The sequence below is a fragment of the Streptomyces sp. NPDC042638 genome (assembly GCF_040647235.1).
GTDB classification, from domain to species: Bacteria; Actinomycetota; Actinomycetes; order Streptomycetales; family Streptomycetaceae; genus Streptomyces; species Streptomyces rameus.
Genome location: NZ_JBEZBT010000066.1, coordinates 1 through 23,974 on the forward strand (window position 1 = coordinate 1; position 23,974 = coordinate 23,974).

Below are 23,974 nucleotides of genomic sequence, written 5' to 3' on the forward strand. Positions count from 1 at the left end.
CCGGGCGGGACAGGCCGTACGGTAGGCCGGGCAGACGACTGCCGGGGCGCGCCGTGCGGTGGTCCGGGCGGGCCGCCGTACGGGTAGCCCGGGCGGGCGACCGCCGGGGCACAGCCGACCGGGCGACGCCGCGCGGAACACCGGCCGGGCGACAGCCAAGGCGGGGCTCGGCCGGACGGGCAACGCCGCCCGGAACACTTGCCGGGCGAGAACCGGGGCACAGCCGACCGCGAGACGCCATGCAGAGCACCGGTCCGGCGACAGCCAGAGCACAGCCCACCACGCGACGCCACGCAGAACACCGGCCCGGCGACAGCCAGGGCGGGGCTCGGCCGGACGGGCCGAGCGAGTGCGTGTACGCCGTCGGACCGGCCGCGTCCGGGAAGCGATCCGCGGCGGCCCGGGAGCCGTCGGCCGGCGAGCATCGCGCCGCTCCCCCGCGGCCTCCGCCGCCCCGTACGCCTCGGCGAGGTCTACGGCGTGCGCCGGCCTGCCCGCCTCCCGTTCGCCGCCCGCCGGACCGGGCCCCCCGCTCCGGCCTCGATCACCAGTAGTGGCGTCGGCCTGCGACGGCGTGTCCCATCGCGCCGAGGATCCACAGGATGGCTCCGATGACCACCAGGATGATCCCGATGGTCCACAGGATGGATATCCCGGTGACGAAGCCGACGACGAGCAGAATGATGCCTAGGACGATCATGATGTCTCCCTCGGGGAGCGGTGTCGGTGCCCTGCGCCTGCGAGAGAGCGCGAGGGCGGGGTAACGGTGGGTCTCCTCCTCACTGCGCGCGGCGCGCTCTGTGGCGGGCGACGTGCAGGCGGGCCTCGGTGGGCATGTCAGGGATGCCGGTGGAACGGCCGGCGGTGTGCAGCGGGCCCTCGCAGAGGGCACCGAGAGTGTCGCCGGGCGCGGCCTGAGGGGTCAGGGTGAGACTGACATGGGTGCGGAAGCGGGAGGGCCGGCCGGTGATCCGTACGGCCGTGTGCTCGACCCCCGGCAGAGCGGCGGCCTCGCTCGCGATCGCGTCGCTGAGCGCGCGGTCGCGCAGTTCGACGCCTTCCTGCGGGGGCGTGCCGCCGACGGGCAGCGCTCCGGGACGGCGCCGCCCCGGCTGGGCGAGCAGCCACCACAGGGCGAGCAGGGCGACGAGGACGAGGGCGGCGATGACCGCGGGCCACCACCACCAGCCCTGGTGGCTCCAGCGGACCCGGTCGGCGGAACCGAGCAGGACGTCGCCCGGGGCGGTCAGGGGCCAGCCGGCAGGCGGGCTGAGTCCGAGCCGTCGGTAGAGGTCGAGCCCGGCGAAGAGGATCAGCAGTCCGCCGCCGAGCAGGACCAGTCCGGTGAGGGCCAGCAGACTGCGGTTGAGTACGGGGCGTGGCGTCATGGTGCGGGCTCCGGGGTCGGTCAGTCGTCGCGTCGCCGCACCCGTACGGCGATGCGGGGAGGGTGGGCGAGGGCCAGCCGGTCGCGTTCCTCGTGGAGGACGGCGGTGAGGTCGTCCCTCACCTGACGGGGGTCGCGGAAGCGGACGTCGGCGTGGGCCGTGACGCGGTGGCGGCGCAGCCGGACGCGCGCCGCGCCGACTCCCGGGACCCGCATGGCGGCGTCGCGCAGCACGGCGGCGGCACCGTCGCGGTCCAGGGAGGCCCGCAGCCGAGGGCGGTCGGCGGGGCAGCGCAGCGGCAGCCAGCGGCGTAGTCCGGGAGTGAGGGCCAGGAGGATCAGCCAGAGGCCGACGGCGGCGGCCACGGCGGCTCCCGTGAGCATCCAGACGTCGTCCACGGAGCGTGTGGCCAGTTCGTCGGCCAGGCGCCGCCGCCAGGCCGCCGCCGGGCGCCCCGCCCGTACGGCGATGACGTCGACCAGCGCCGCGACCGCCGCCACGAGGATCACCGAGGCGACCAGGCCGGCCGGGACGCGCCGCTGTGACCACGGCCGGCGGGTCCGGCTTCCCCGGTCACGACCGCCGGCCGCCTCGTCGGGAGGTGCGCCGGGCCCGGGCCCTGGGTCCCGTGCCTCGCGTCCGGAGGGATCGGGGTCCTTCGTCAGCGGCACGGTGGGAGGGTGCTCGGACGAGGCGGAGCCGGAGGTCATCGGGAGCCCCCTTCCCACGCGGCCTGCCCGGCGACGCGGGCGGCGCGGCCGCTCATCGGACCCGCCCCCGGCTCGCGTCGGCCGCGGGCACCAGCCGCCGGACGGTGAGGGTGACTTCCCGCACCCGCAAGCCGGTCAGCTGAGCCACCCGTTCGGAGACGTCCCGCCGGATCCGCTCGCAGACACGGGGGATGTCGGTGGGGTAGGGCAGGTCCATGGTCAGATGCAGGCGCACCGATCCGGTTCGGACGGCGGCGGAGGCGCTCGGTGCCATCGGTGCGCTCCGGTCGGGCGGTACCGCTGCGCGCCGCGCCTGGGCCGTGCGTGCGGCCTGGGCGGCGATACGGGCGACCACCCTGTCCGGGATGACGGTGGCGCCCCGCTCGGCCGGGGGCGGGAGTCCGGCGGCCGGCACCGGTGTGCCCGACCCCGCCCCGGGGGAACCGGGCCGGGTCGTCACCGCTGCCTCCGGGACCGGAGGTCGAGGTCGCCCTGGAGGACGAGACCGACGATCAGCCCCGCCGCACCCAGCACCAGAACCAGCAGGAACGCCCAGAAACCGCCGAAGTAGCCGGCGAAGCCCAGGGCCACTCCGGCCGCGAGGCCCGTCGTCGCTGCGCTCATCATGCACTCACCCGTCTGGCGGACGTACGTCGCCGTTCGCGCGATCACCACGCCCTTGCCGGGCGCGGCGGTGGATCACCTCACACGGCCCTCGTCCGGTTCGGCCTCTTCTTCCTCGTCGGGCAGGTGGACGTCGTCGACGGCGATGTTCACCTCGACCACCTCCAGCCCCGTCATCCGCTCAACGGCGCTGATCACGTTGGTGCGGACGCCGCCGGCGACGTCCACGATGGAGACGCCGTACTCGACGACGACGTCCAGGTCGATGGCGGCCTGCCGCTCACCGACCTCCACCTTCACTCCCCGCGTGACCGCTCCGCCTCCCCCGGGGACGCGTTCGCGCACGGCGCCGAGCGCGCGGGCCATCCCCGCTCCCAGGCTGTGGATGCCCGGTACCTCGCGGGCGGCCATGCCCGAGATCTTGGCCACCACCCCGTCCGCGATCGTGGTCCTCCCCCGCGTCTCGGCCGGAGTCCCGGCCCCGGTACGGCCCTTCAGCGCGCTCACGCCCGCGTCGGGCCGGCTGCCCCCGCCGACGCTGGTGATGTTCTCCGTCATGGCGGTCGCCTCGTTCGGTCGGCCGGGCACCGGTGCGGCACCCGTCGAAGAGTTGGACATCGGAGGCGGCGCGTTCCTCACACACATCCAGTGTGACGTGCATCACAGAGAACCCCTCGGGTACCCGGAGGGTCCAAGTCCTGCGTGGGAACGCCATGATCGAACGCACTGCTTCCCCACCGCCGGTCCGCGACCCGGTGGGACACGACCTGCCGGACCGGCTGCTGGCCGTACGGGCGGCCGAAGGAGACGAGGATGCCTTCGCCGTTCTCGTCCGGCGGCACGGCCGGCCCCTCCTGGCCCTGGCCCGCTGCATGCTCGGCAACCCCCAGGACGCCGAGGAGGCGGTACAGGACGCCTTCGTCAGCGCCTGGCGGCGACTGCCGGACTACCACCACAACGCGGAGTTCCGCACGTGGGTGTACCGGATCACCGTCAACCGCTGTCTGACCATGCTCCGGCGCCGGCCGCCGCCCCTCCCCCTGGACACGGTCACCGAACCCGCGGCGGCGAACGCCTGGAGCGAGCCCGCCCGGGCCGCCGAGCAGGACGCGGCCACCGCCGCCCTCTCCCAGGCGCTCGCCGAGCTGGACACCGCACAGCGGATCTGCTGGATCCTGCGCGAGGTGCAGGGCCTGTCCTACAAGGAGATCGCCCACGTGACGCGGACCAGCGAACAGACCGTGCGGGGCAGACTGTTCAGGGCACGCCGATCCCTGCAGGAGGCGATGGGCCCATGGCGCTAGACGACCCCCACGCACGGCCTTGCGAACCCCCCGGCACCGGCGGGCCGCGCACCGCCCCGGCCGGCGACGACGACGCGTTCCCGTTCGCAGGTGATGAGGTGCTGCCCTGCGGCCGTCTGCTCAGCCGGGTCTGGGAGCAGGCGTGCGACGCCCCGCCGGGCGTGGACCCGCACACCGTCTCCTGTCCGTACTGCCGCGAGGCCGTCGAGGGACTCGCCACGGCGAAGACGGCCGCCCGCGCGCTGCGTGCCGAGGACACTTCCGGCCTGCACGCACTCGCCGACCGCGTCATGGCCGTCGTCAGGGCAGAGGTACGGCTCGGGCGGCTGCTGCCCCTGGCCGACCCCGGCCGGGACCTGCGGATCGCCGAGAACACCGCGGCGAAGGTCCTGCGGCGGGCGGCGGACACGGTCCCCGGCGCCAGGGCCGCGACCTGCCGGCTCGTACCCGAGGGGCCGGGCACCGGTGTGCGGGTGGCCATGACACTGGCCGCCGCTCTCGACCGCCCGCTGCCCGAGCGGGTCCGGCAGGTGCGCCGATCGGTCCTCCACTCGGCCGGACAGGAACTGGGTCTGGCGGTGACGGTGGTCGACGTCACCGTGGTCGACGTCCTGGAGCCGGAGCCGCCGCCCGCCCACGGCCTCCCGGCAGGCGGTGGTGCGTGGTGACCACCTTCCGCACGACCGCCCTCACGGAAGTCGCCGCCGAGGCAGCCCTCGCGGTTCCCGGCGTGGCCGGCCTGCAGCCCCGCCTCGCCCAACGCCTCGCCGCGGCCGCCGCACCCACCCGGACGGACACCACGTCTCACCGCGCACCGCCGCCCGAGGCAGCCGTCCGCGCCGACCGAGCGCCGGACGGCTCGGGATGGCGCATCGAGGTGCGCTGCGTCCTGACCGCGGACCGGCGGGCGCTGGACATCGCTCAGGACGTCCACGACCGGGTGGCGTTCGCCGCCGCCTCCCACCTCACCGCCCTCGGTGACGTGGAGCGGGTCACCGTCGAGGTCACGGTGACCCGTATCGCCGGCCGGCGCGACGTGGCGTGAGCGGTTCTCCCGCAGCCTGATGCCGCCCTGACGCGGCCCTCATGCGGCCGATCCCACGAGAGCGGGCCTCCCGGCCGGGAGGACTGCCGGAAGGGACCGCCGGCGCGGACCCGCGGCCACCGCTACTTCGTGCGGGCGGCCGAGGCCTGCCGGGTGTCCGCGCCGGAGCTGACGTGTCGCTGGGTCCGCTGGGGGCCGTGCCAGTCCAGGCACATCACGGTGGCGTCGTCCTCGAGCCGGCCGCCGGCCGCGTCCAGGACCGCTGAGGTCAGGGTCAGCGCGGCCTCGCGTGGGTGCAGATCCCGGGTCCTCTCCAACAGGGCAGGCAGGTCGACCTTCGCGCCATGATGTTCGAGCATGCCGTCGGTCAGCATGAGCAGACGGTCACCGGGGCGCAGATCGATGTCCTGAACGCGATAAGGGTGGGGCACGCGCACGGACAGCCCGAAGGGATGGTCCACCTCACAGGTGATCGTCTCCGCGATCCCCTCGCGCATGCGCAGGGGCCAGGGGTGGCCGGCGTTGACGAGCCGGGCCCGCCCGGTGTGGAGGCTGACGCGCAGCAGCTGCCCCGTGGCGTGTCCGCGGTTGTGGTCGGCCAGCGCCTGGTCGGCCAGGTGGGCCTGCTCGGCCAGGCCGACGCCCGCCCGGCGGGCACCGCGCAGGGCGCCCACCAGGACCGTGGCGGCCAGGGCCGCGTCGATGTCGTGGCCCATGGGATCGGTCACCGACACGTGCAGGGTGTCGCGGTCCAGGGCGTAGTCGAAGGTGTCGCCGCTGAGGGCTTCGGAGGGTTCCAGACTCCCGCACAGTGTGAACTGTGCGGCCTCGCACGACAGTGACTGGGGCAGCAGCTGGTACTGGATCTCTGCCGCCAGGGTGGGCGGCCGGGAGCGTTTGCCCCAGGTGTACAGGTCGGTGAAGCGCCCGTCGGCGATCACGATGTAGGCCAGCACGTGGGCGGCTTCCCCGACCGCTTTCAGGACACCCCCGTCGGGGGCGGCCGGCAGGAGCAGCTCCAGCAGCCCGATGGCGTCCCCTCGGTTGGTGACCGGCACGACCACCCGCTGCCCCTGGCCCGTCGCCTCCTGATAGAGCCTCTGCGTGCGGATCACGACCTCGTACACGCTGCCGGACAAGGGGATCCGCTCCGCCTCCCTCCCGTCCTCCGACACCCCGGCCGTGGACAGCCGCGCCAGCGCCTTCCCCGTGAGATCCGCGATGAGGAAGGAGACCTTCGTGGCCTCGAAACGCCGCCGCAGGTCTTCCGCGACCACGTCGACGGCCTCCGTCGGCGCCGCCCGCTCCACCGCCGTCAGCAGCGAGGGATACCCACTATGCCCATGTCCCACGGCCGTGGCCCCTTCCACCAGCCCCTTCCCACCAGCTTGGAAGCCGCCGCGGCGGGCGTCAACCGACGCGGGTCCCGGGGGCGCTCCGGCTGCGCCGCCGCGAGCGGGCGGCGGGGAGCGTCGTTCGCCGGCGGTCAGGGGCTCGGCGGGCGCCCGGCACCTTGATCAGGCCGGGGTTTTCGGCTGCGGCCGGTGGCCTTGGGCGCGCAGTTGCTCGTTGATGCGCTGGGCTTCTTCGAGCTGGTCCTCGAGGATGACGATGCGGCAGGCGGCCTCGATGGGGGTGCCCTGGTCGACCAGTTCGCGGGCTCGTGCGGCGATGCGCAGCTGGTAGCGGGAGTAGCGGCGGTGACCGCCTTCGGAGCGCAACGGGGTGATCAGGCGGTGTTCGCCGAGGGTGCGGAGGAAGGCCGGGGTGGTGCCGAGCATCTCCGCGGCCCGGCCCATGGTGTAGGCGGGGTAGTCGTCGTCGTCGAGGTTGTCGACGGGACGGGGGCTGGCTGGGGGCATAGACCTCTTCTTTCGAGAACGCGTCGGGGGGCCCGGGTGCCGTACTGGCACCCGGGCCCCGAGGTTTCAACACCATCTACCGGCAGTCTGTGCCGGGCTTCTTCTTCCGCAGGTGCCGCCCGGGAGGGCGGGGCTGCGGGGATCGCGGATGCGTGACCGGGGACCACCTTCCAATCCGGGGCCTGCGGACCCGGGCGGACTGCTTCCTCGCCCGGGCGATCCTGATGGCGTTCGACTCCTCACCTTCGATTGCTGGGCTGTACTGCTGGATAACACGGGTACTGCTCACGACCCCCCTGGGGCCGTGTCCTTCCATCCCTGCTCGCACGGCAGTTCATGTCTGCCGTACCCATTTCGACTTCCTGGTTACGCAAGAAACAGTAACCCTGCGACGAGCCAATGTCTACTGTCTCCGCGATAGATTTTCTTCCGGGTCGGTGGATGTCGTTGCGGGTGGGCACTCCACGCCGACGCGCCCACCGCCGAGGAGACCGACTGGGTCCAGATCTTCGAGTGGTACGACGAACTCACGCGCCTGACCGACAGCCCGGTCGTCCGCCTCAACCGCGCGGTCGCCGTCGGGGAGGCCGACGGGCCGCGCGCCGGCCTGGCGGCCCTCGCGGCGCTGGACGCCTCACTGCCCCGCCACACCGCGGTGGCGGCATACCTGCACGAACGCGACGGCGACCTGGCGACGGCGGCACGGCTGTACGCCGAGGCGGCCCACAAGGCACCCGACCTCGCCGAACGCGACCACCTGACACGCCAGGCCGCCCGCCTCAACGCCCGCCCGGATCACTGAGGGCACGCCCGGACATCCCCGTACGGCACCGGGCGCGCCCTCGCGGCGACAGCGGTCGCTCACCGCGGAGCACGTCGACATCACGTCAGGAAACCCGAGCGTCGCACGGAGCACCGTCACGGCTCCGAGGTCACCGGTTCCCGTAGTCCTCCACCAGGTTGGCGATGAGCGAGAGCAGAGCGTCGGCCCGGCGCCGGTCCTCGCGCTGAGCACGCAGCGCCTCGTCGGCGGCCCGCAGCCGGCCCAGGGCGGCCGGCTCGCCGTCCATCAGGTCGTCGATCACAGGGGTGGTGGTCAGGTCCAGGCACTCGGTGAACAGTCGGCGGGTGCGATCGGACGGCGGTGCCGGGTCAGGAGCCTCGAACCCGGTGGTCAGGTACCGGACGGGGTCGGTCAGGCTCCAGCCGACGACTGTGCCGTGCTGGACGAGGAGCGCAACGTCCGGGGCGATGCCGACACGGGCCTCCAGCGGCTCGTCCAGCACATCGAGATCACGCAGACCTGTCAGCACGGCATCTCCGGGAGCCCGGCACAGCACTGTGCACATCTCGTGCCGGAAGTCCTGGACCTGGTCCGCCCTCAGCCCGCCCGGGCGCACCGCGGGCGTCAGGGGGAGGCGGGCGGAGTCCTCGGCGGAGGCGGCCTCCTTCGGCATCCGGAACTCCGCCCCGGCCAGCCGCCGGTCCGCTCGGTGGAACCTGAGGTCGTCGGGGTCGTCCCACAGAAAGTCCTCGCTGCCGAACGTGTCCGCGCGGAACCTTTCCCGTCCGACGACGTCCGCGTACTCCGCGACGCGCACGGAACCTGCCGTGAGGCGGGGCCTGACATGCAGCGGCCCGTCCGTCACGGTCGCACACCAACCGCCGTCGAACATCAGCTTCATCAGTGATCACTGCCTCATCGGTTTCGCGCTGCCGGGGGTGCTCCGGGTGCGCCAGGCGATGTCGCCGGTCTCGTGGGAACGTCAACGCTCGTCACACGCGAACGAGTTCGGTCGGCGTGCCGACCAGGTCGGTGGCGCCGGCGACGAGCGTATCCGGCGCAGCCGTTCGAGGTTCGGCGGAGGAACGCATCGGGCGGTCGGCGGGAGCGACAGGGGAAGTGTGGCCCACGGGAGGTCGCGGCAGCTCCGGGAGCACGGATTCCGTGCTGACGACTGCTCAATGTCCGGTGTCCTCTGATAAGACTGCTGCACATCACACTTAACGGTGCGAGGTCCGGCAGGGGCGACCCATGGGTGGGGGCTTGCGGGGTGCCGATCTGCTGACCACGAGCTGAGCACCGGGGACGCAAGGGGGCTGGGCGATGCATTCCGTTTCTAGGTTCCGGCAGTGGCTTCTGGGGAGGCCGCAGCTGGTGGTGCGGATGATGCGCCACGTCGAGAAGGCTCATGGTCCGGCACTCCTGAACTACCCCGGTGCTCCCGCCCCCGCGGCTCGTCGGCGACCGCCGGGCGCGCGGCTCTGGATCAGCCGGGCTCCGGAGGACGTTCTGCACAACCTGTGCTACTGCGGCCTGAGTGTCGGTTGCTCGCAGCTGGTGGAAGTGGGGCAGGGCGACTTTCTTGCGGATCCGAACCTCGATCAGCTGGTCCGGATGCTCGAGATGCTGCCGCCCGAACTCGCGCAACTGGTGGTGCACGGGCTGACGTTCGCGTCACATCTGCCGGCTCACCGGTTCACTCAGAGCCATGCCGAGGAACTCTGGAAGGCCGCGGCCGGCGAGGGAGAACCGGTGGCGGCCGACATCTGGGAGCGCCCGTGCTGCGCCGCGGCGATGCGGCGTGATGAGGCGGCGGCCGGCGAGGGCGCCGGTTCGGTGGCGGTGACCCAGGCACCGGCTGTGCCCGACCCTGACGTCCTGTCGCGGCGAACCACCGCGCTTCGCGAGAAAGCCGCTGAACTCGTCGACAGGCTGGAGGAGTTCGCCGCTGCCGTCAGGGAAGGACGGCGGCCAGACGGAGACGAGGCCTTGCTGGGCGCCGTGACGTCCTGGACGCGAGAGCGGCGGTTCCTGGCCGAGGCATTCGCGGAGGCGGTACCGGCGGCGGCCGAAGACGCGGAGCCCTCCGGCCCCTGGGGTCCGGATGCCGGTTGGCCCGAGGCCGCGGCGCTGACCGAGCGGCTGCGCGAGGAGCAACGGGAACGGGAACGGATCGCTCAGGAGATCGCCAAGGTCGTGCAGGCGCGCGACGAGGCGGTGGGACTGCTGGAGCAGGCCGTCAGTGACCTGATGCGGCAGACCCTCGTCGACCAGGTCGCGCAGTTCGACCGGAAGCTCCGTGAGCTCCATGAGCTCCATGAGCTCCGTGGTGACCCGGTGGCCGACACCACCTCGTCCGTCGCGGAGAGCGGCTCCGCGACGGACGCCGCTGCGGACCGTGTGTCTTTGGACGAAGGGAGCGGTGAGACGGATCCGGGGCCGGCCCCCGGTCCCGACCCTGGCCCGGCTCCCGAGGACAGGACCCTCGGCCCGGAGAGCGAAGCCTTGCCGTCCGGCGCGGACCACGAGGTGCGCGGACAGGACGACACGCCCGCATCTCAGGGCAAAGGAGCCGGGAGCCCGTTCAGCAGCGGCAGCACCCCGGAACCGGTCGCGACAGCGACAACGGAGGCCGCGATGCCCGGCCCTGAGGCCGAAGCCGTCGACCGGACCGACGAGACGGCGGCCCCGGACACCGGCGCCGCCCCAGTCCGGGTGAAGCCCGCTTCCCCCGGCTCGGGCGAGCCCCACGAGGACGCGGGCCGGACCGGCGAGGTTCCGCGCGAGGCCCCTGCCCCCACCGCACCCCGGCCCCCCGCGTCCTCCCGCACCGAGCCCGGCGCCGACGAAGCCACTCCCACCCCGGCCGACGGCTGGGGCGGAGCCGAATCCACTCCCGCCCCGGCCGACGGCTGGGCCGGAGCCGAAGCCACCGTGGAGGCCCTGGTCACCGGCGGTCGGCTCGCCGAGGCGTACTGGGTGAGCCGTGCCGCCGGCGCGTCGGAGGTCCGCACACTCGCCCTCGCCTTCGCGGACGCCGCGTTCCACGACTCGCCCGCCTCAGCCTCCGACCTGCAGGTGAAGGCCGAGGAGCTCCTGGACGCCGTCACGCGCAGCCGTCCCCTGGAGGACGACCGCGAAGCGCATTTCATGCTGCTGACGGCAGCCGTACGCAGCGGCATCTCGGCTCACTGGGCGAGCAGCGTCCTCACCGGCGACCACACGTGCGTCCCCGGTCTTCCGGACCCCTGGGCGAGGGCTCTCGACGGCTTGGTGCTCGCCGTACGCAAGGGCGCGGAGATCAAGCCGGGTGGTCTGCGCGCCGGCGTCGGGGCCGCTGAGGCCAACCGGTTCGAGAGAATCGCCGACCAGGCCCGTCAGCTCGCGGTCGACCTGCCGAAGCGGAGGATCCGCTACCAGCGGGCCACGGTCGTACTGCAGGCGCTGGCCGGGCCCGAAGGGGTACTCGGCGAGACCCTGCAAGCCATCGAGGAGTGGGCCAGGAAGGGCGGCAAGTCCGGCGCGGAGAAGCTGTCCGGGCTGATGGAGGAGCACTTCCGGCGCGCCGATGCCGCGGACCGTCTGATCGATGACACCGACCGGGTCAAGCGCACCACCAAGCAGGCGAAGAACGACATCCACTCCGGCGCCCGTCTTCAGCTCCGCACGCACGTCAAGAGTGTCCAGGACCTCCTGAAGGCTGCCCTGCGCGCCGCCGAGGCGCCGACGGCGCCGGGCAGCGGTGTCATCGGTCCTGAGCTGCCGGCGGCGCTCGAGGCCGCCAGGGAGGCGGGGCGGCCCCCGGGTGTGAGCGGCGCGCTGTTCGACCTGCTGGTGCGGTGGCTCGACCGGTCCTACACGCCCGGGACCAGGGACGAGGACGTCCGCTTCCCGCCGCCGGCGGACGCGCTGCTGATGCTGCCGGGCCTGTCCTGGCGCTCGGAGGACGGCAGGTACCTGCCCGACGTCGCCGGTCCGCAGGCGTTCTCCGTGCTCGCGGACATGCTCGGCCCGAACGACCCGGCCCGTGCCCTCGCCTGGCACCGCACCCAGGGTGACCTGCACCTTGCCGAACGCCTGCTGAACCGGATCTCCCGGGGCGAGGTGCCCGGTGCCGAGCTCACGGCAGTCCAGCTCGCCGAGCAGCGGCAGGCGCTCTCCGACGCGGCCGGCCGGTGGAAGGACCGGTGCGCCAAGGAGCACCGCAGCGCCCAGCTGGCCCTGGCCCGGGTCCGCGCGCAGAACCTGCTGACCCACGAGGTGGAGCGCGAGTTCACCGGCCGTCTGCTGGACCTGGAGGGCGAGGGCCACGGCGGGAGCTTCGGAGAGCGCCTGCGCGCCGTCGGGCAGGTCGCCGGGGACCTGCGCCTCTTGGAGCAGGAGCGCAGCGACGATCTGCGCCTCCAGCTCGGGCAGGTGCGGCTGACGGAGCAGGACGCGAGCCGGATCCGCGATCTCCTGGACCGCGGTGAAACGGTGGCGGCGGAGGAGCTCCTGACGTTCGCCCGCCGGGGGCAGCCCTTGCCGGGGCCGGCCGAGCCGGCCGGAGAAGTCCTCTCCCGCTTCCTGGCGGGCGTGGCCCACCCGGACGCACCCAGGCCCGACTCGTCCGGCGGCAGCGCCCGTTGGTGGGCGGACCACTACGCCTCGGGCGAGGCGCTGGTGCAGAACGCCCTCTCCGGCCTCGACGCCTGGGACCGGCTCGGGCAGGCGATGGACGCCCGGAAGGTCGGCAAGGCGGTAGTCAGCGTACTGCGGCTGCTCGGCCTGAACGCCTCCCAGCCCAACGTGGAAGAGGCCAGGTGGGGCGTCACCCGGCTGAGCGTGCGGGCCGACATCACGGAGAGCACGCCCGGTTACGTCGCCGCCCTCGGCTCGCACGCCCGCCGCATGTACAAGGTCGTCGTCATCACCGACGAGTTGCGGGGCGAGGGCCCGCTGCGCCATCTGCCGGCATCGGCGATCGAGGCCAACATCATTCTGTACACGCAGCCGCTGGGCGTCGAAGGACGTCGCCGGCTCGCGCAGGAGTCGCGGGGCCGGAGCCACCAGGCGCTGGTCGTCGACCCGGCCGTCGTCGGCTGGGTGGCCGCGCACGCGCCGCGCTCCTTCCGCGCCGTCCAGCAGGTCACCCTGCCGTGGACCGGCTACACCCCCTACACCCCGCATGTCGCGGGTCTGGTGCCGCCCGAGGTGTTCAAGGGCCGCACCGACGAGATGCGCGCCGTCCTCGACCCGCAGGGGCCGATCTTCCTCTTCGGGGGGCGCCAGCTCGGCAAGTCGTCCTTGCTCAGGCAGGCCGTGGAGGTGTTCCAGAAGGACGACCGGGAGAACCGGGTCGCCGTGTACGTCGACCTGATGAAGGCCGACATCGGGCACGCGGAGCCACCGGAGGGCATCTGGCGGATGCTGCTGGCCGAGCTGAAGCGGCGCGGGGTGATCAGCGAGAGCGTCGCCGACCGCGCGCCGGGCAACGTGATCGCGAACGAGGTCCAGCAGTGGATCGAGGAGCGGCCCGAGCGCCGTCTGCTGCTGCTCGCCGACGAGGCCGACGCCTTCCTCACGGCGGACGCCCAGGCCGTCTACACCGGCGGCGGCCAGTCCACGTTCCCCACCGTGAAGCGGCTGCAGCGGCTGATGGAGGACACCGGGCGCGACTTCAAAGTGGTGTTCGCCGGTCTCCACCAGGTCCAGCGCTTCAACCGGCTGATCAACGTGGTCACCGCGCACGGCGGCCGAGACGTGCCGGTCGGCCCGCTGAAGCCGCAGGACGCCGTGGAACTGGTGGAGGAGCCCATGGCGGCGGTGGGTCTCACCTTCGAGACCCGCGACCTCGTCTGGCACATCCTCGGCCTGACCAACTACCAGGCCAACCTGCTGCAGATCTTCTGCGACCGCCTGGTCGCCTACATGCAGCATCGCTCCATGCCCGCCGACGGCCGGCACGCCCCGATCACCTGGGAGGACGTCCAGCAGGTGGCCGGCATGGAGGAGGTCCGCGGGCTGATCGCGGAGCGCCTTCGCTACACCATCAACCTGGAGGACCGCTACCGCGTCCTCGCCCTGCTGATCGCCCTGCGCAGCTTGGAGCAGGGTCACGGGCACGGGTACCGGCCCGCCGAACTCCTCGAGCGCGCCCACGAGCGCTGGGAGGACGGCTTCCCGCTCAATTCCGAGCGTCAGCTGACCATCTACCTGGAGGAGATGGTCAATCTGGGCCTGCTGATCCGGCTCCCCGGGGATGAGCGTGTCTACGCCATGCGCAGCCCCAACGTGGTGAACATGCTCGGCACCCAGGCCGAGCTGGAGAACGAGCTGCGCGACACCCAGTTCGACCTGCCCTACGACTACAACCCGAGCGTCGCCCGGCGCTCCCTCGGTACCGACCGGCGGACCCGGGTGCAGCGGATGAGCCCGCTGACCGACGGTCAGCTGAGCGACATCCTCACCCACCCGGCCCGCACCACGCTGGTGCCCTGCACCCCGGCGCTCAGCGCCGACCTGGTGGAGCGCGGGATCCAGCTCCACATCGACGGCCACGGCCTGGCCGTCGTGCGCATCGGACCGGACGACGACCTGACCGAGTTCATCACGGCCAACTCCCGCCGCAAGAGCGGCTCCCGACTGCTCTTCGTGGACCTCAGAGGCCAGGACACGGCCCGGCTGCAGGAGGCCACGGACCGGCTCCTGGACCACACCCGGGTCACCCAGCCCCGCTCCGACAGCTCGTCGTCCGTGCCGCGGCGTTACGCCGCCGTCCTGTGCGACCCGGACACCGCCGCGGGCGTGGTGTCGGCCGCCGGACTGGTGCGCCCCGAGCGGTGGACGGTCGACAGCGTGCGCGCCTGGCCCGAGTCGCCCTTCGGCTCCCCGCGGGAGCGGCGCAGCCTGATCGAGGTGACCGGCGGCTGGCCGATGCTGGTGGAACTCGCCATGCACAAGGTCCGTTCCGGTATGCGTCAGAAGGAGGTCTTCGACGAGCTGCGCGCCGAGATGACCGTACCGGAGCGTGCCAAGGCCCACCTGGAGCTGGCGGGCCTGAGCTCCGACGACGTCGGCCGACTCGCCACCTGGGCGCAGTTCTACACCGAGGAGGAGCACCGCGCCGGGGTCGCCGTCGCCGCCGCCGGCGACCTTCAGGCCGCCTTCCACGAGGCGCGTCTGTACGACGAGAGCGACGCCGAGGGCGCGCTGCCCGCCGCGGAACGGCTCTTGGACCGCCTCGACCTCCTCGGCGTCCTCGACGTCACCGGCAAGGGCGAGACCCTGGACCCGGTCACCTTCCGGGCCGTCAAGGCGATCGGCGGCGACCTGTGACTGCCGGCCTGCACGGCGTGAACGAGCCGGGCGGGGCGCACGGTCAGCAGGGGGCGGAGGTCCGGGAGCGCGGGGCCGCCGTCCCGGCCCCGCCGGCTTCCGAGCGCGACCTGGTGCGCCTCCCCGGTCCGCGCCGCCACCTGGACCGGCTGGAGCGGGACCTGAGGTCCGGCCGCAGCTGCGTCTGGTACTTCCCGGACCCGATGGTCGACTCCGGGCGTGCGGAGCTGTTCCTGAGCGAGCTGTACGCCCGGTTCGAGGGGCCCATACCGGTCCCGGGCACCGTCACCGCGCTCGCCGGCCGCACCGGCGACCGTGGCGGCGCCCTCGCCGTCCCGCCCCAGCGCTCCGGCGCGCCCGAGCCGGACGCCGCGTCCGCCGGGGCCGGCGACCACTTCGGGCTCTGGCACGACGACGACGGCTTCGACGCCGAAGACCCCTACGGAGCCCTGCTCGGCTCGCTGGCCACTGCCCCGGCCGGCCCGCCACCGCCCTCCGGTCACCGCGGTGCGACCCCGGACGTCGCAGCGCTCGCCCCGATGTCGCTTGGCGAGCGCCTGGCCAAGGAACTCGGGGTCACCGGCGACCCGTTGCACGAGCTGGTCAGGCGGGCGGACCGGCTGCGGAACGACGTTCCCGGCGAGGACGATCCGGAGGACGACGCCCTGCCGAGCGCACCGCCGCTGATCGTGGTGCGCGGCTGGGAGGAGGACTCACCCGAGGAGATGGGCCGACTGCTCCGCACCGCCCATGCCACCTTCCGCGACGAGGGCCTCGGCGCGGGACACCGCCCCCGCTTCCTCATCGCCGCCCGCATGGACGACCTGCCCAGCACCGCCTTCGGCGTCGGCCCGAGCCACGACCACGTCGCCCTGCACTGGTGGTGGCGGGTGTGGACCCGCCTCGACAGCGAGGTGCTGCTCGCCTGGCGACCCCGTCCGAACGCCGGGGCCGCCGAGGCACTGCTCCACCGGGTGACCGACGCGGTCGTGGCCGAGGTGTGCGGCCCCGACATCGACAGCGCACTCGCCCTCCGGGAAGCCTGGAAGGGCGGCGACCTGGACTCCCTGCGCAGCGCCCTGGCCCACGTCCTCCCCGGCGAGGCGGCCGTCCTGGACCGGACCTGGCCCCGCCGCATGTCCACCGCTCACGCCTCCGCCCCCTCCGCGGAGCTGCGCGACGCCTGGTCGACCGGCGCCGTCGACAGCTGGGACGGCCATGTCCGCCCTGTCCTCAGTCACCGCCTGCTCGACCCGGATTCCACGGAGCTGCGCACCCTCGTCTGCCACGCCCAGAACCGCGTCCTGCTGCCCTTGGTGGACGAGGCCCGCACCGCCTTCATCGACCTGGTCCCCGGCCTCCTGCGCAAGGAGATCAGCCTCGACTACTTCCGCGAACAGGCTCGCTCCCAGTACCAGGTCAAGAAGCAGCTCCCCGCCGCCCCGCTCGTCGAACTGGAGGTGGCCGACCTCCAGCGCGCCTCCCGCCTCCTCACCCTCACCACCGACCAGCAGCGCCGCCTGGAGATCCTCTGCGACGCCCGCAATTTCCTCTCCCATCTCCAGCCACTGGCCTATCGGCAGCTCATGGCCGTAGCTCAGGCGCTCACCAGCGACTGGGTGGCGGACGACGCGCGGTGAGAGGATCCCGGGGCGGGACAGCTGATCCCGTCCCCGGCATGAAAGGCCCTCCCACGTCCACAGGTCGCCGAAGCGCATCGAGCGTCCACCCCATGGAGGCTCCGATGGAAGAGGGAGGGTCCGGGCGGCCTGGGCCAGCGCCGAACGGATCACCTCCGCCTGGACAGGCGGCTGCGGGACGTCGCCGAACGAGCGTCACGACCGTACCCATCAGCGTTTCCGCGGAGCCGAACCGGGCGGACAGCGATCAAGGCTTCCTCGCCGGCCACCATCACGTCCTGCCCGCAGACAACCCGCTGGGAGCACCGTCACGGCTCTGAGTCACCGATTCCCGTAGTCCTCCACCAGGTTGCCGATGAGCGAGAGGAGGGCGTCGGCGCGGTGCCGGTCCTCGCGCTGGGCGCGCAGGGCCTCGTCGGCTGCCTGCAGGCGGGCCACGGCGGCCGGGTCCCGGTCCTTCACCTGGTAGAGCAACGGCGTGGTGACCAGGTCCAGGCACTCGGTGAACAGCGGCCGGATGGCCGGGGACGGCGGGGCGGGGTCGTGAGCAGCGAATCCGGTGGTCAGGTACCGGACGGGGTCGGTGAGGCTCCAGCCGACGACGGTCCCGTGCTGGACGAGGAGCGCCACGTCCGGGGCGATGCCGATGCGGGCCTCCAGCGGCTCGTCGAGGACATCAACGTCGCGCGGGCAGGTCAGTACGATGTCTCCGGGGACGCGGCGGAGTTCCGTGGCCACCTCCAGACGAAAGTCCCGGGCCTCCTCCGCGCGAAGGCCGCCCGGACGGACGGCGGGCGTGACCGGAACGCGGGCCGAGTCCTCGGCAGCAGCGCATTCATAAGGCAGTCGGAAGCCGGCGCCGACCAGTTGTCGGTCGGCCCGGTCGAATCGGAGTTCGTCGGGAGCGTCCCACAGCCACTCCTGGCTGCCGAAGGTCTCCCCGCGGAACCGCTGCCATTCCTCCACGTCGGCGTACTCCGCGATGCGCACACATTGCCCCGGAAAGTCGAAGCGCGGGGTGGCGCACAGCGGATCGTCCGTCACCGTCGCAGTCCAGTCTCCGTCAAAGGTGAGACTCATGTGGGGAAGCCCGATCGGCCCGCCGGGTCGGTCGGTAAGCCGCCGAGCGCCCGCACGCCTGAGTCGCCCCTGACGCCGGACGGGCCGTATGCCGTGATGACGTTGCCTGCCCCGGCGCCGCCGCCTTCCGCCACCACGATGTCCTCCCCCTGGCGCTACCGAGTCGCTCGACCGCTGCCTCAGTCGCCGCCAAGCCCTCCGGACCTGGTGCGACAGCTCCTTCAGGGATGCCCTCCAGAGAGAGGAGCGCATCGGCGGACGCAATCCCCGCTTCACCGCGGCCGTTCGACGCACCGCACCCCGTGCCCATCCCGGCCAGCGCAGTGAGCACGTCAACCCGAGACCTGTCGCCGTGTGGCCCTGGCCCGAAGAACGGCCCTAACGCGCTGCTCGACGGGTTATGCCGACAAGTCGATTGACCCGCGCTCACGACCCGCCGCAGCCTGAGGAATCAGGGAATCAGCAGGTCAGGCGCCCTTTGCCGCAGGTTCCAGAATCGCCACGCACTCCACGTGGTGCGTCATCGAAAAGGTGTCGACCTGGACGGCTGCGCACGAAACAGCAGGTCAGGCACCCTTTTCCCACTCGGTCAGGGAGACGCACGGAGCTCGGAGCGTCAAATGAGCGTCACGGCGGTGAATCGGCGACATAGGGGAAGATCCCTGCGAGTTCCTACACCGCCGCCATGACGGCCGTAGCCGTTAACAGCCTGATGCGCCCGTATTGGGGGACCCCTGTACGCCAAGCGCCTGTAACGTCCCTAGCCAAGGTCCGCTGGCGCATCGAGGACGACTACCGCGAACTCAAGCACGGCTTGGGCCTGAACCACTTCGAAGGCCGGTCCTGGCCCGGCTGGCACCACCGCGTTGCCCTCGTGACCGCCACCCACGCATTTCTCACCGAACAGCGTCTGGCTCCAAAAGCACCCACACCGGGCTCACTCTCTACCAGACCCACGACGTCCTCCAGGACATCCTGAGGTACTGGACCGGCATCTGCACCACCTGCCAACAACCCCTGCACAGCAGGCCACACACGACGTCAAGATCGAGACAGACCTAACGGAGTCCTATTAGTCAGTGGACCGACATTTCCGTTCGCTTAGAGAGCAAGCGTGAGTGCGGGCTCACGGGGTAGGCGCAGCGTCGTCAGGCCGTTTCGGCAGGCAGCAACGATGAGATCGATCGCGGGGAGAGGAACAGCATGGCGCCCAGCACGCTGGCAACGCAGACGCGGACGGCCGAGTTGCCGGAGGTCGCCGATCCTTCCCGGATGGCGCCCAAGGACGCTCGTGAGTTGTCGAAGCTGTTCTTCCAGCAGCTGACGGTCCTGGAGGAGGGCACGCCGGACTACAGCTACGCCCGCAACACGCTGATCGAGATGAACATGTCCCTGGTCCGCTACGCGGCCGGCCGGTTCCGCAGCCGAGGGCCGGAGGAGATGGAGGACATCGTCCAGGTCGGCATGATCGGTCTGATCAAGGCGATCGACCGGTACGAGCTGTCCCGAGAGGCGGAGTTCACCTCTTTCGCCATCCCCTACATCGTCGGGGAGATCAAGCGCTTCTTCCGCGACACGACCTGGGCCGTGCATGTGCCGCGTCGGCTCCAGGAGGCCCGCGTCCAGCTCGCCAAGGCCACGGAGGAGCTGCGTACCCGGCTTGATCGCGATCCGACGGTCAAGGAACTGTCGGAGCTGATGAGCCTGTCCGCAGAGGAGGTCGTCGAGGCCCGCTTGGCCTCCAACGGTTACAAGTCATCCTCCTTGGACGCCGCGATCAACGGCAGCGCGGACGGCGAGACCGCCCTGCAGGACTTCATCGGTACCGAGGACGCGGCGCTGGAGCTGGTGGAGGACTTCCACGCCCTCGCCCCCATGATCGCCGAACTCGACGATCGCGACCGGAAGCTCCTTCACATGCGGTTCGTGGAGGAGCTGACCCAGGCGCAGATCGGCGAACATCTGGGTGTGTCGCAGATGCACGTCTCGCGGCTGCTGTCCCGGTGCCTGGCCAGGCTGCGCGAGGGCATGCTCACGACCAGCTGACCTTGTTCGAGGTGCCGACCTGATGCCCGCCGCTGTTGTGGCGGGCATCAGCCACGTCCGGCTCCTCCGAGTATCGGGGGCAGGCGGCACTGGCGTCGCGAAGGGTGGAGAGGCAGCTTCCACATGGCGCAGGTCGATCGGGTCTCCGGCCTGACCACTGCCGGCAGGAATGCCAGCCGCGCTCGGGGCGCGGCGCTCACGAGGGTCAGCCGGCAGGCTGATGCAAGGACAGGTGTGCGACGACTCTTTTGCCGGAGTCGAGGGCGACGGTGCGTACCTGGTCGCACAGCCGGGTGACCAGGTGCAGGCCGTGTCCGCCGATGCGAGCGGCGTCCGGCACCTGGAGACGGGGTGGGAGCGGGGAGCTGTCACGGACGCTGATCCGCAACTGGGCGGCTTCCGGTGTGACTTCGAGCAAGAGTTCACCCGGGCCGGGTGCGTGACGGAAGGCGTTGGTGACCAATTCACTGACGACGAGCTGGGCGTCCTGGCTGGAACGCTCGCGCGGATCGTGTCCCGCCCGTGCGAGCAGCGAACGCACGGCGTGGCGGGCCTCGGCGATGCGTGCGCCCCTGGTGCCCCAAGCGGCGCCGTAGCGCCACGGCGCCCTCGACCGCTGCTCTTCCTGTGTCTGTTTACCGAACGTGGTGGTCATGGAGGATCCCGTGTGGTTTCCTTGGCTTTTCTTCACGTGTGGTAGGTCTTGCTTGTATTCGCCTACCCGCTGTACCGCCGTCACGCATGTGACGGCTTACCGGGTGGTGGGGATTGCTGTCAGGACGAGGGCGGCTTGGTCGTCGTCCATGCCCGTGGTGTCGGTGAACGCGTGCACGGCCCGGGTGAGAGCGTTGATGATCGCTTCCGGGCCGGTGTCGCGCTGGGTGGCAAGCGTGTGCATGAGGCGGTCTTCGCCGAACTGTTCCCCGTGCCGGTTGCGGGCTTCGGTGAGGCCATCGGTGTAGAGCAGGAGGCTCTCGGTCGGCTGGAGGCGGAGACGGTGTGTCTCCAGGTGAGGGTGTGGGGTGATGCCGAGGAGCCGGCCCTCGCACTGGACGAGGTGGGGGGCGCGGCTGCCGCAGATGTGGAGGGGCAGGGTGTGGCCGGCGCGTACGAGGGTGATCCCGAGCCCACCATCGGCAGCGGGGGTGAGATGTCCGTTGATGAGGGTGACGAAGCCGGTTCCGTGGCTGTCGGGGCGGTCCAGGAGGGCTTTGTTGACCGCTTGGACGACGGCCTCCGGCCCCGGCAGGAGGGGGGCGACGGCGCGGGCGGTGTGGCGGACCAGTGCGGTGGTGGTGGCGGCGGTGGCGCCGCGTCCGCAGACGTCGCCGAGCATGAACGCCCAGGTCTGGCCGCTGAGGGGGAAGACGTCGTAGAAGTCGCCGCCGATGTCGAGTCCTTCACCGGCGGGGTGGTAGTAAGTGGCGACCTGCGCTCCCGGCAGTTCGGGGACCTCGGGCAGCAGCAGTCCGGCTTGCAGATCACGGGCCAGGGTGACGCGCTGTGTGTACTGGCGGGCGTTGAGGGCGGCCGAGGCGGCGCGGCGTGCGAGTTCTTCGGCCAGGGCGACGGTGTGGCCGCCGAAGGCGCTCTCCCCGGTGGTCAGCAGGGTCAGGGCACCGAAGGCACGGCCGCGGTCGAGCAGGGGGACGCACAGGTAACCGGTGACCTTCAGGTCGTGCCAGGGGCCGGGGCCGGTGGGGGTGCGGCGGGCTACCTCGCTCAAGCCGGAGGCCAGGACGCGGGCGACGGCATCGTCTTCGGCGTCGTAGACCGGGATGTGCGCGGCCAGCAGTACGTCCTCCTCCGGGGTGGGTGCGGCGGTGGCGATGCGGCGCACCCGGCCGGCTTCGACGACATCGACCGCGCACAGCGGCGCCAGCTTGGGCGCACACAGACGGGCCAGACGCTGGAGGGTCTGCGCCTGGTCGAGGCCGGCGGTCAGCCGGGTGCTGGCCTCAAGCAGGAAGGCGAGATCGTCGCGCGCGACTTTCTCCTTGGCCTCGGCGGCTCTGCGGGCTTGCACCACGTTGTACAAGAAGGCGTTGGCGATACTCGTCCTGTGCAGTGGTTCGAGTAGGCCCTGGCAGCGGAACAGCTCCGGCATTGGGATGCGGCCATCGCGCCGGTAGGCGCCCACACGGAGTGCTACTCCACCGATCACTACATGCTCGACAACCATCTGTGGCACATGGATTTGCTCGCCCATGCGGGGCGGTTATCGGAGCTCACGGAACTGGCGTTCACGGATGTCCATGCGCGCCGGAGGCTCAACGGAACGCTTCGCGAGCAGGGGATGGAGACGGAAGAAGCCCTCCTGCAAGCAGTGCTCAACCGCCGCGACCCGGACGCCGACACCGCCTGTATCACCCCCGCGACGGCCTTCGACCGGCTGGGCAACGTCTGCTGGAGAGCACTGCACGGCCAGGCACACCCGCAGCCGGTTGCCCTCTACTCGATCATGCTGTGGGAGGCGACCTCGACCGACCACCCCGCCCACGGATACTTCACGGACCGGCACACTTGTGTGCTCGACACGGTCACAGCTCAGGTCCGCGCGTTCTAGACCAGGGACTCTTCCGCCCTGACCTTGATGCCGAGGCGGAGGCGGCCTGGTTCGCGGCCTTGTGGGACGGGCTTCAATCACATAGGGCACGGTCTCAGCCGCTCGACCTGGGATGCCCGACGGGGGCGCCGAAGTACTGGGCGATCGCCTCGGCCCGACCCGTAACACCGAACTTGCGGTATACGGAGTGCAGATTATTCTTCACCGTGCGCTCCGCAATACCGAGTGTGCGACCTATCTGACGGTTCGACATTCCGGTCACCAGTAGATGGAAAACCTCATTCTCGCGGTCCGTCAGGGATTCGATCCTGTTGTCGGGCAACAGGGATTCAGGGACGGACGAGTCGGAGCCCGGCTGACGCTCCTGAACCAGGATCTGTAACAAACGAACGATCTCATTGACATCCCGGACCAGCGCCCGGAGACTGCACGCGATTTCCTGGCAGCAGAGTTCTTCTTCGTCAGGCATGACGTCGCCCCCGAGGGATGAGTCTGTTGCTCACGCACGGGTCAGCGGCATTGACGCCGATATGCGGTACAGACAGAGCCGTTATTCCCTGGTTCGTGTAACGGGGAACCCACGATCCGGTCAGCGTTGGTTGCCCAGTGGACGTCCACCTCCGCGCCACGTCTCTGCCTCTTCGTCAGGCCGCCCACACCACCGGTGCGCCAGCGCCCCTGTGGCACCTGGAACCACCCGATGGCACTCCTTCGTACGTGCCGGTCTGTGGCTCATTATGAGCGGGATTGCCGAGCCGTTACGACGGCACGGGTGAATAAGCGACCAAAGGACCTGGTGCCGTATCGAAGGTACCTAATGCTTCACTGTTTCCGGGTACGAGGCGCGGGCACTCGCGGCTGCATCGAACAAAGAAGGAAAATCACTGACGAGGGAATTCATGGATACCGGTCCCGCATCCGCTGCAGCACGGTTACTCTTCGAACAGGAGCAGATCATCAGGCAGCGTGACAACGCATTGCTGCGCTCAGCACGTGACGGCCGGGTAGGCCGACAGGATCTTCGCCGCATGGTGCAGGCCGACCAACTGTGCCTGGAAAACGAGACAGTGGCCTATGCGGTACTTCTTGCCCGGTTCCCGAGTGGACCGGCTGCTGATCTCTTCACCGGGCTGAACGCTGCCCTGCGCTCGCTCAAGCCGAGCCTCGACCGATGCGCGAGGGCTCTGGACTCGTCCCCCTCCTCCGCTCTCGACCCGTCAAAGGACGTCAACGCGTTCGCCTTCCCCAGGGCGGTTTCCTGGATGTGCCTGCACGCCGGACCCGTCGAGGCCGCGCTGGCACTGCGTTCTGACTTCGCGGCCTACGCACGGGAGTCCCGGGAACTCCTGCGGACGCTGACCGACAATGACATCGAGGTGCCCGAGGCATTCCGTGACCACTACAGCCTGCCGACACCCACGGAGCTGCTCGACCTTGCCGCCGCCGTCGTAGAGGACGGCGTCCGCGAGGGTGAGTCACCTGACCGCGCCACCTCTGTCGCCGACATGCTGCTGGCCGGCCTCGACGGCTTCTGGCTGTTCGCCGCCGGTGCGCGCCGAGCACCGTCCGCGGTCGCCGCAGGCCCACGAAGTCGGCAGGGGTGACTGC

The 23,974-nt window shown here is 71.4% G+C and carries 21 protein-coding genes and 2 pseudogenes; 10 read left to right on the forward strand and 13 right to left on the reverse strand.

The window, feature by feature from the left end; genetic code table 11:
* Positions 1-544: 544 nt before the first annotated feature.
* From AB0B40_RS33505 to AB0B40_RS33530, 6 genes are all read right to left on the reverse strand, one after another.
* Positions 545-700: a DUF6131 family protein gene (locus AB0B40_RS33505; protein WP_345052071.1), complete on the reverse strand. Its 156-nt coding sequence runs from the start codon at positions 698-700 to the stop codon at positions 545-547.
* Positions 701-779: 79 nt separating this feature from the next.
* Positions 780-1,388, reverse strand: a complete 609-nt coding sequence (locus AB0B40_RS33510; RefSeq protein ID WP_362267276.1) for an alkaline shock response membrane anchor protein AmaP — start codon at positions 1,386-1,388, stop codon at positions 780-782.
* Positions 1,389-1,408: 20 nt separating this feature from the next.
* Positions 1,409-2,098 (reverse strand): DUF6286 domain-containing protein, encoded by a 690-nt coding sequence (locus AB0B40_RS33515; protein ID WP_345052075.1) that lies wholly within the window; start codon positions 2,096-2,098, stop codon positions 1,409-1,411.
* A 52-nt stretch (positions 2,099-2,150) separates the two neighbouring features.
* Positions 2,151-2,558 (reverse strand): Asp23/Gls24 family envelope stress response protein, encoded by a 408-nt coding sequence (locus AB0B40_RS33520; protein WP_362267278.1) that lies wholly within the window; start codon positions 2,556-2,558, stop codon positions 2,151-2,153.
* Positions 2,555-2,725 carry a hypothetical protein gene (locus tag AB0B40_RS33525; RefSeq protein WP_345052300.1) on the reverse strand — a complete coding sequence of 57 codons (171 nt, stop codon included), beginning with the start codon at positions 2,723-2,725 and terminating at the stop codon, positions 2,555-2,557. The genes AB0B40_RS33520 and AB0B40_RS33525 overlap by 4 nt, the downstream gene beginning before the upstream one ends.
* Before the next feature lie 72 nt (positions 2,726-2,797).
* Complete coding sequence (locus tag AB0B40_RS33530; protein ID WP_345052080.1) at positions 2,798-3,280, reverse strand: Asp23/Gls24 family envelope stress response protein; 483 nt, start codon at positions 3,278-3,280, stop codon at positions 2,798-2,800.
* A 155-nt stretch (positions 3,281-3,435) separates the two neighbouring features.
* Between AB0B40_RS33530 and AB0B40_RS33535 the strand changes: the two genes are divergently transcribed.
* From AB0B40_RS33535 to AB0B40_RS33545, 3 genes are read left to right on the forward strand one after another with little or no spacing between them, the layout of a single operon-like run.
* Positions 3,436-4,026 carry an RNA polymerase sigma factor gene (locus AB0B40_RS33535; RefSeq protein WP_345052083.1) on the forward strand — a complete coding sequence of 197 codons (591 nt, stop codon included), beginning with the start codon at positions 3,436-3,438 and terminating at the stop codon, positions 4,024-4,026.
* Positions 4,017-4,694 carry a hypothetical protein gene (locus AB0B40_RS33540; protein ID WP_362267282.1) on the forward strand — a complete coding sequence of 226 codons (678 nt, stop codon included), beginning with the start codon at positions 4,017-4,019 and terminating at the stop codon, positions 4,692-4,694. The genes AB0B40_RS33535 and AB0B40_RS33540 overlap by 10 nt, the downstream gene beginning before the upstream one ends.
* The gene (locus tag AB0B40_RS33545) at positions 4,688-5,071 is read left to right on the forward strand and encodes a hypothetical protein (protein ID WP_362267284.1); all 384 of its coding nucleotides are present in this window, start codon (positions 4,688-4,690) and stop codon (positions 5,069-5,071) included. Before AB0B40_RS33540 ends, AB0B40_RS33545 begins: the two co-directional genes overlap by 7 nt.
* A 122-nt stretch (positions 5,072-5,193) precedes the next feature.
* Here the strand turns inward: AB0B40_RS33545 and AB0B40_RS33550 are convergent, their stop codons facing one another.
* The gene (locus tag AB0B40_RS33550; RefSeq protein ID WP_345052296.1) at positions 5,194-6,393 is read right to left on the reverse strand and encodes a PP2C family protein-serine/threonine phosphatase; all 1,200 of its coding nucleotides are present in this window, start codon (positions 6,391-6,393) and stop codon (positions 5,194-5,196) included.
* Between the two features lie 195 nt (positions 6,394-6,588).
* Positions 6,589-6,933: a MerR family transcriptional regulator gene (locus AB0B40_RS33555; protein WP_362267286.1), complete on the reverse strand. Its 345-nt coding sequence runs from the start codon at positions 6,931-6,933 to the stop codon at positions 6,589-6,591.
* A 457-nt stretch (positions 6,934-7,390) separates the two neighbouring features.
* Here AB0B40_RS33555 and AB0B40_RS33560 point away from each other — a divergent pair.
* Positions 7,391-7,735 (forward strand): annotated as a pseudogene (locus AB0B40_RS33560) (RNA polymerase subunit sigma-24); the annotation flags it as partial.
* A 130-nt stretch (positions 7,736-7,865) separates the two neighbouring features.
* Here AB0B40_RS33560 and AB0B40_RS33565 read toward each other — a convergent pair.
* The gene (locus AB0B40_RS33565) at positions 7,866-8,534 is read right to left on the reverse strand and encodes a hypothetical protein (protein ID WP_345052091.1); all 669 of its coding nucleotides are present in this window, start codon (positions 8,532-8,534) and stop codon (positions 7,866-7,868) included.
* A gap of 506 nt (positions 8,535-9,040) precedes the next feature.
* Here AB0B40_RS33565 and AB0B40_RS33570 point away from each other — a divergent pair.
* Both AB0B40_RS33570 and AB0B40_RS33575 read left to right on the forward strand, forming a co-directional pair.
* Positions 9,041-15,034, forward strand: coding sequence for a hypothetical protein (locus AB0B40_RS33570; protein WP_362267290.1), 5,994 nt, complete (start codon positions 9,041-9,043; stop codon positions 15,032-15,034).
* Between the two features lie 17 nt (positions 15,035-15,051).
* A complete protein-coding gene (locus AB0B40_RS33575; RefSeq protein WP_362267291.1) occupies positions 15,052-16,674 on the forward strand; it encodes a hypothetical protein in 1,623 nt (540 codons plus the stop codon).
* 321 nt (positions 16,675-16,995) lie between these two features.
* On the opposite strand, the gene AB0B40_RS33580 is transcribed toward AB0B40_RS33575, so the two are convergent.
* Positions 16,996-17,718, reverse strand: coding sequence for a hypothetical protein (locus AB0B40_RS33580; RefSeq protein WP_362267293.1), 723 nt, complete (start codon positions 17,716-17,718; stop codon positions 16,996-16,998).
* A 796-nt stretch (positions 17,719-18,514) separates the two neighbouring features.
* Here AB0B40_RS33580 and AB0B40_RS33585 point away from each other — a divergent pair.
* Positions 18,515-18,733: pseudogene (locus AB0B40_RS33585) on the forward strand (IS701 family transposase); the annotation flags it as partial.
* 224 nt (positions 18,734-18,957) lie between these two features.
* A complete protein-coding gene (locus tag AB0B40_RS33590) occupies positions 18,958-19,800 on the forward strand; it encodes an RNA polymerase sigma factor SigF (RefSeq protein WP_362267294.1) in 843 nt (280 codons plus the stop codon).
* A gap of 205 nt (positions 19,801-20,005) precedes the next feature.
* On the opposite strand, the gene AB0B40_RS33595 is transcribed toward AB0B40_RS33590, so the two are convergent.
* Both AB0B40_RS33595 and AB0B40_RS33600 read right to left on the reverse strand, forming a co-directional pair.
* Positions 20,006-20,455 (reverse strand): ATP-binding protein, encoded by a 450-nt coding sequence (locus tag AB0B40_RS33595; RefSeq protein WP_362267296.1) that lies wholly within the window; start codon positions 20,453-20,455, stop codon positions 20,006-20,008.
* Between the two features lie 96 nt (positions 20,456-20,551).
* A complete protein-coding gene (locus AB0B40_RS33600) occupies positions 20,552-21,826 on the reverse strand; it encodes a PP2C family protein-serine/threonine phosphatase (protein ID WP_362267298.1) in 1,275 nt (424 codons plus the stop codon).
* 141 nt (positions 21,827-21,967) lie between these two features.
* Here AB0B40_RS33600 and AB0B40_RS33605 point away from each other — a divergent pair, with 141 nt between their 5' ends.
* Positions 21,968-22,366: a hypothetical protein gene (locus AB0B40_RS33605; RefSeq protein ID WP_362267301.1), complete on the forward strand. Its 399-nt coding sequence runs from the start codon at positions 21,968-21,970 to the stop codon at positions 22,364-22,366.
* Positions 22,367-22,460: 94 nt separating this feature from the next.
* On the opposite strand, the gene AB0B40_RS33610 is transcribed toward AB0B40_RS33605, so the two are convergent.
* Positions 22,461-22,835 carry a helix-turn-helix transcriptional regulator gene (locus AB0B40_RS33610; RefSeq protein ID WP_078967726.1) on the reverse strand — a complete coding sequence of 125 codons (375 nt, stop codon included), beginning with the start codon at positions 22,833-22,835 and terminating at the stop codon, positions 22,461-22,463.
* 430 nt (positions 22,836-23,265) lie between these two features.
* Here AB0B40_RS33610 and AB0B40_RS33615 point away from each other — a divergent pair, with 430 nt between their 5' ends.
* Positions 23,266-23,970, forward strand: a complete 705-nt coding sequence (locus AB0B40_RS33615) for a hypothetical protein (RefSeq protein ID WP_362267303.1) — start codon at positions 23,266-23,268, stop codon at positions 23,968-23,970.
* The last annotated feature ends 4 nt before the right edge of the window (positions 23,971-23,974 follow it).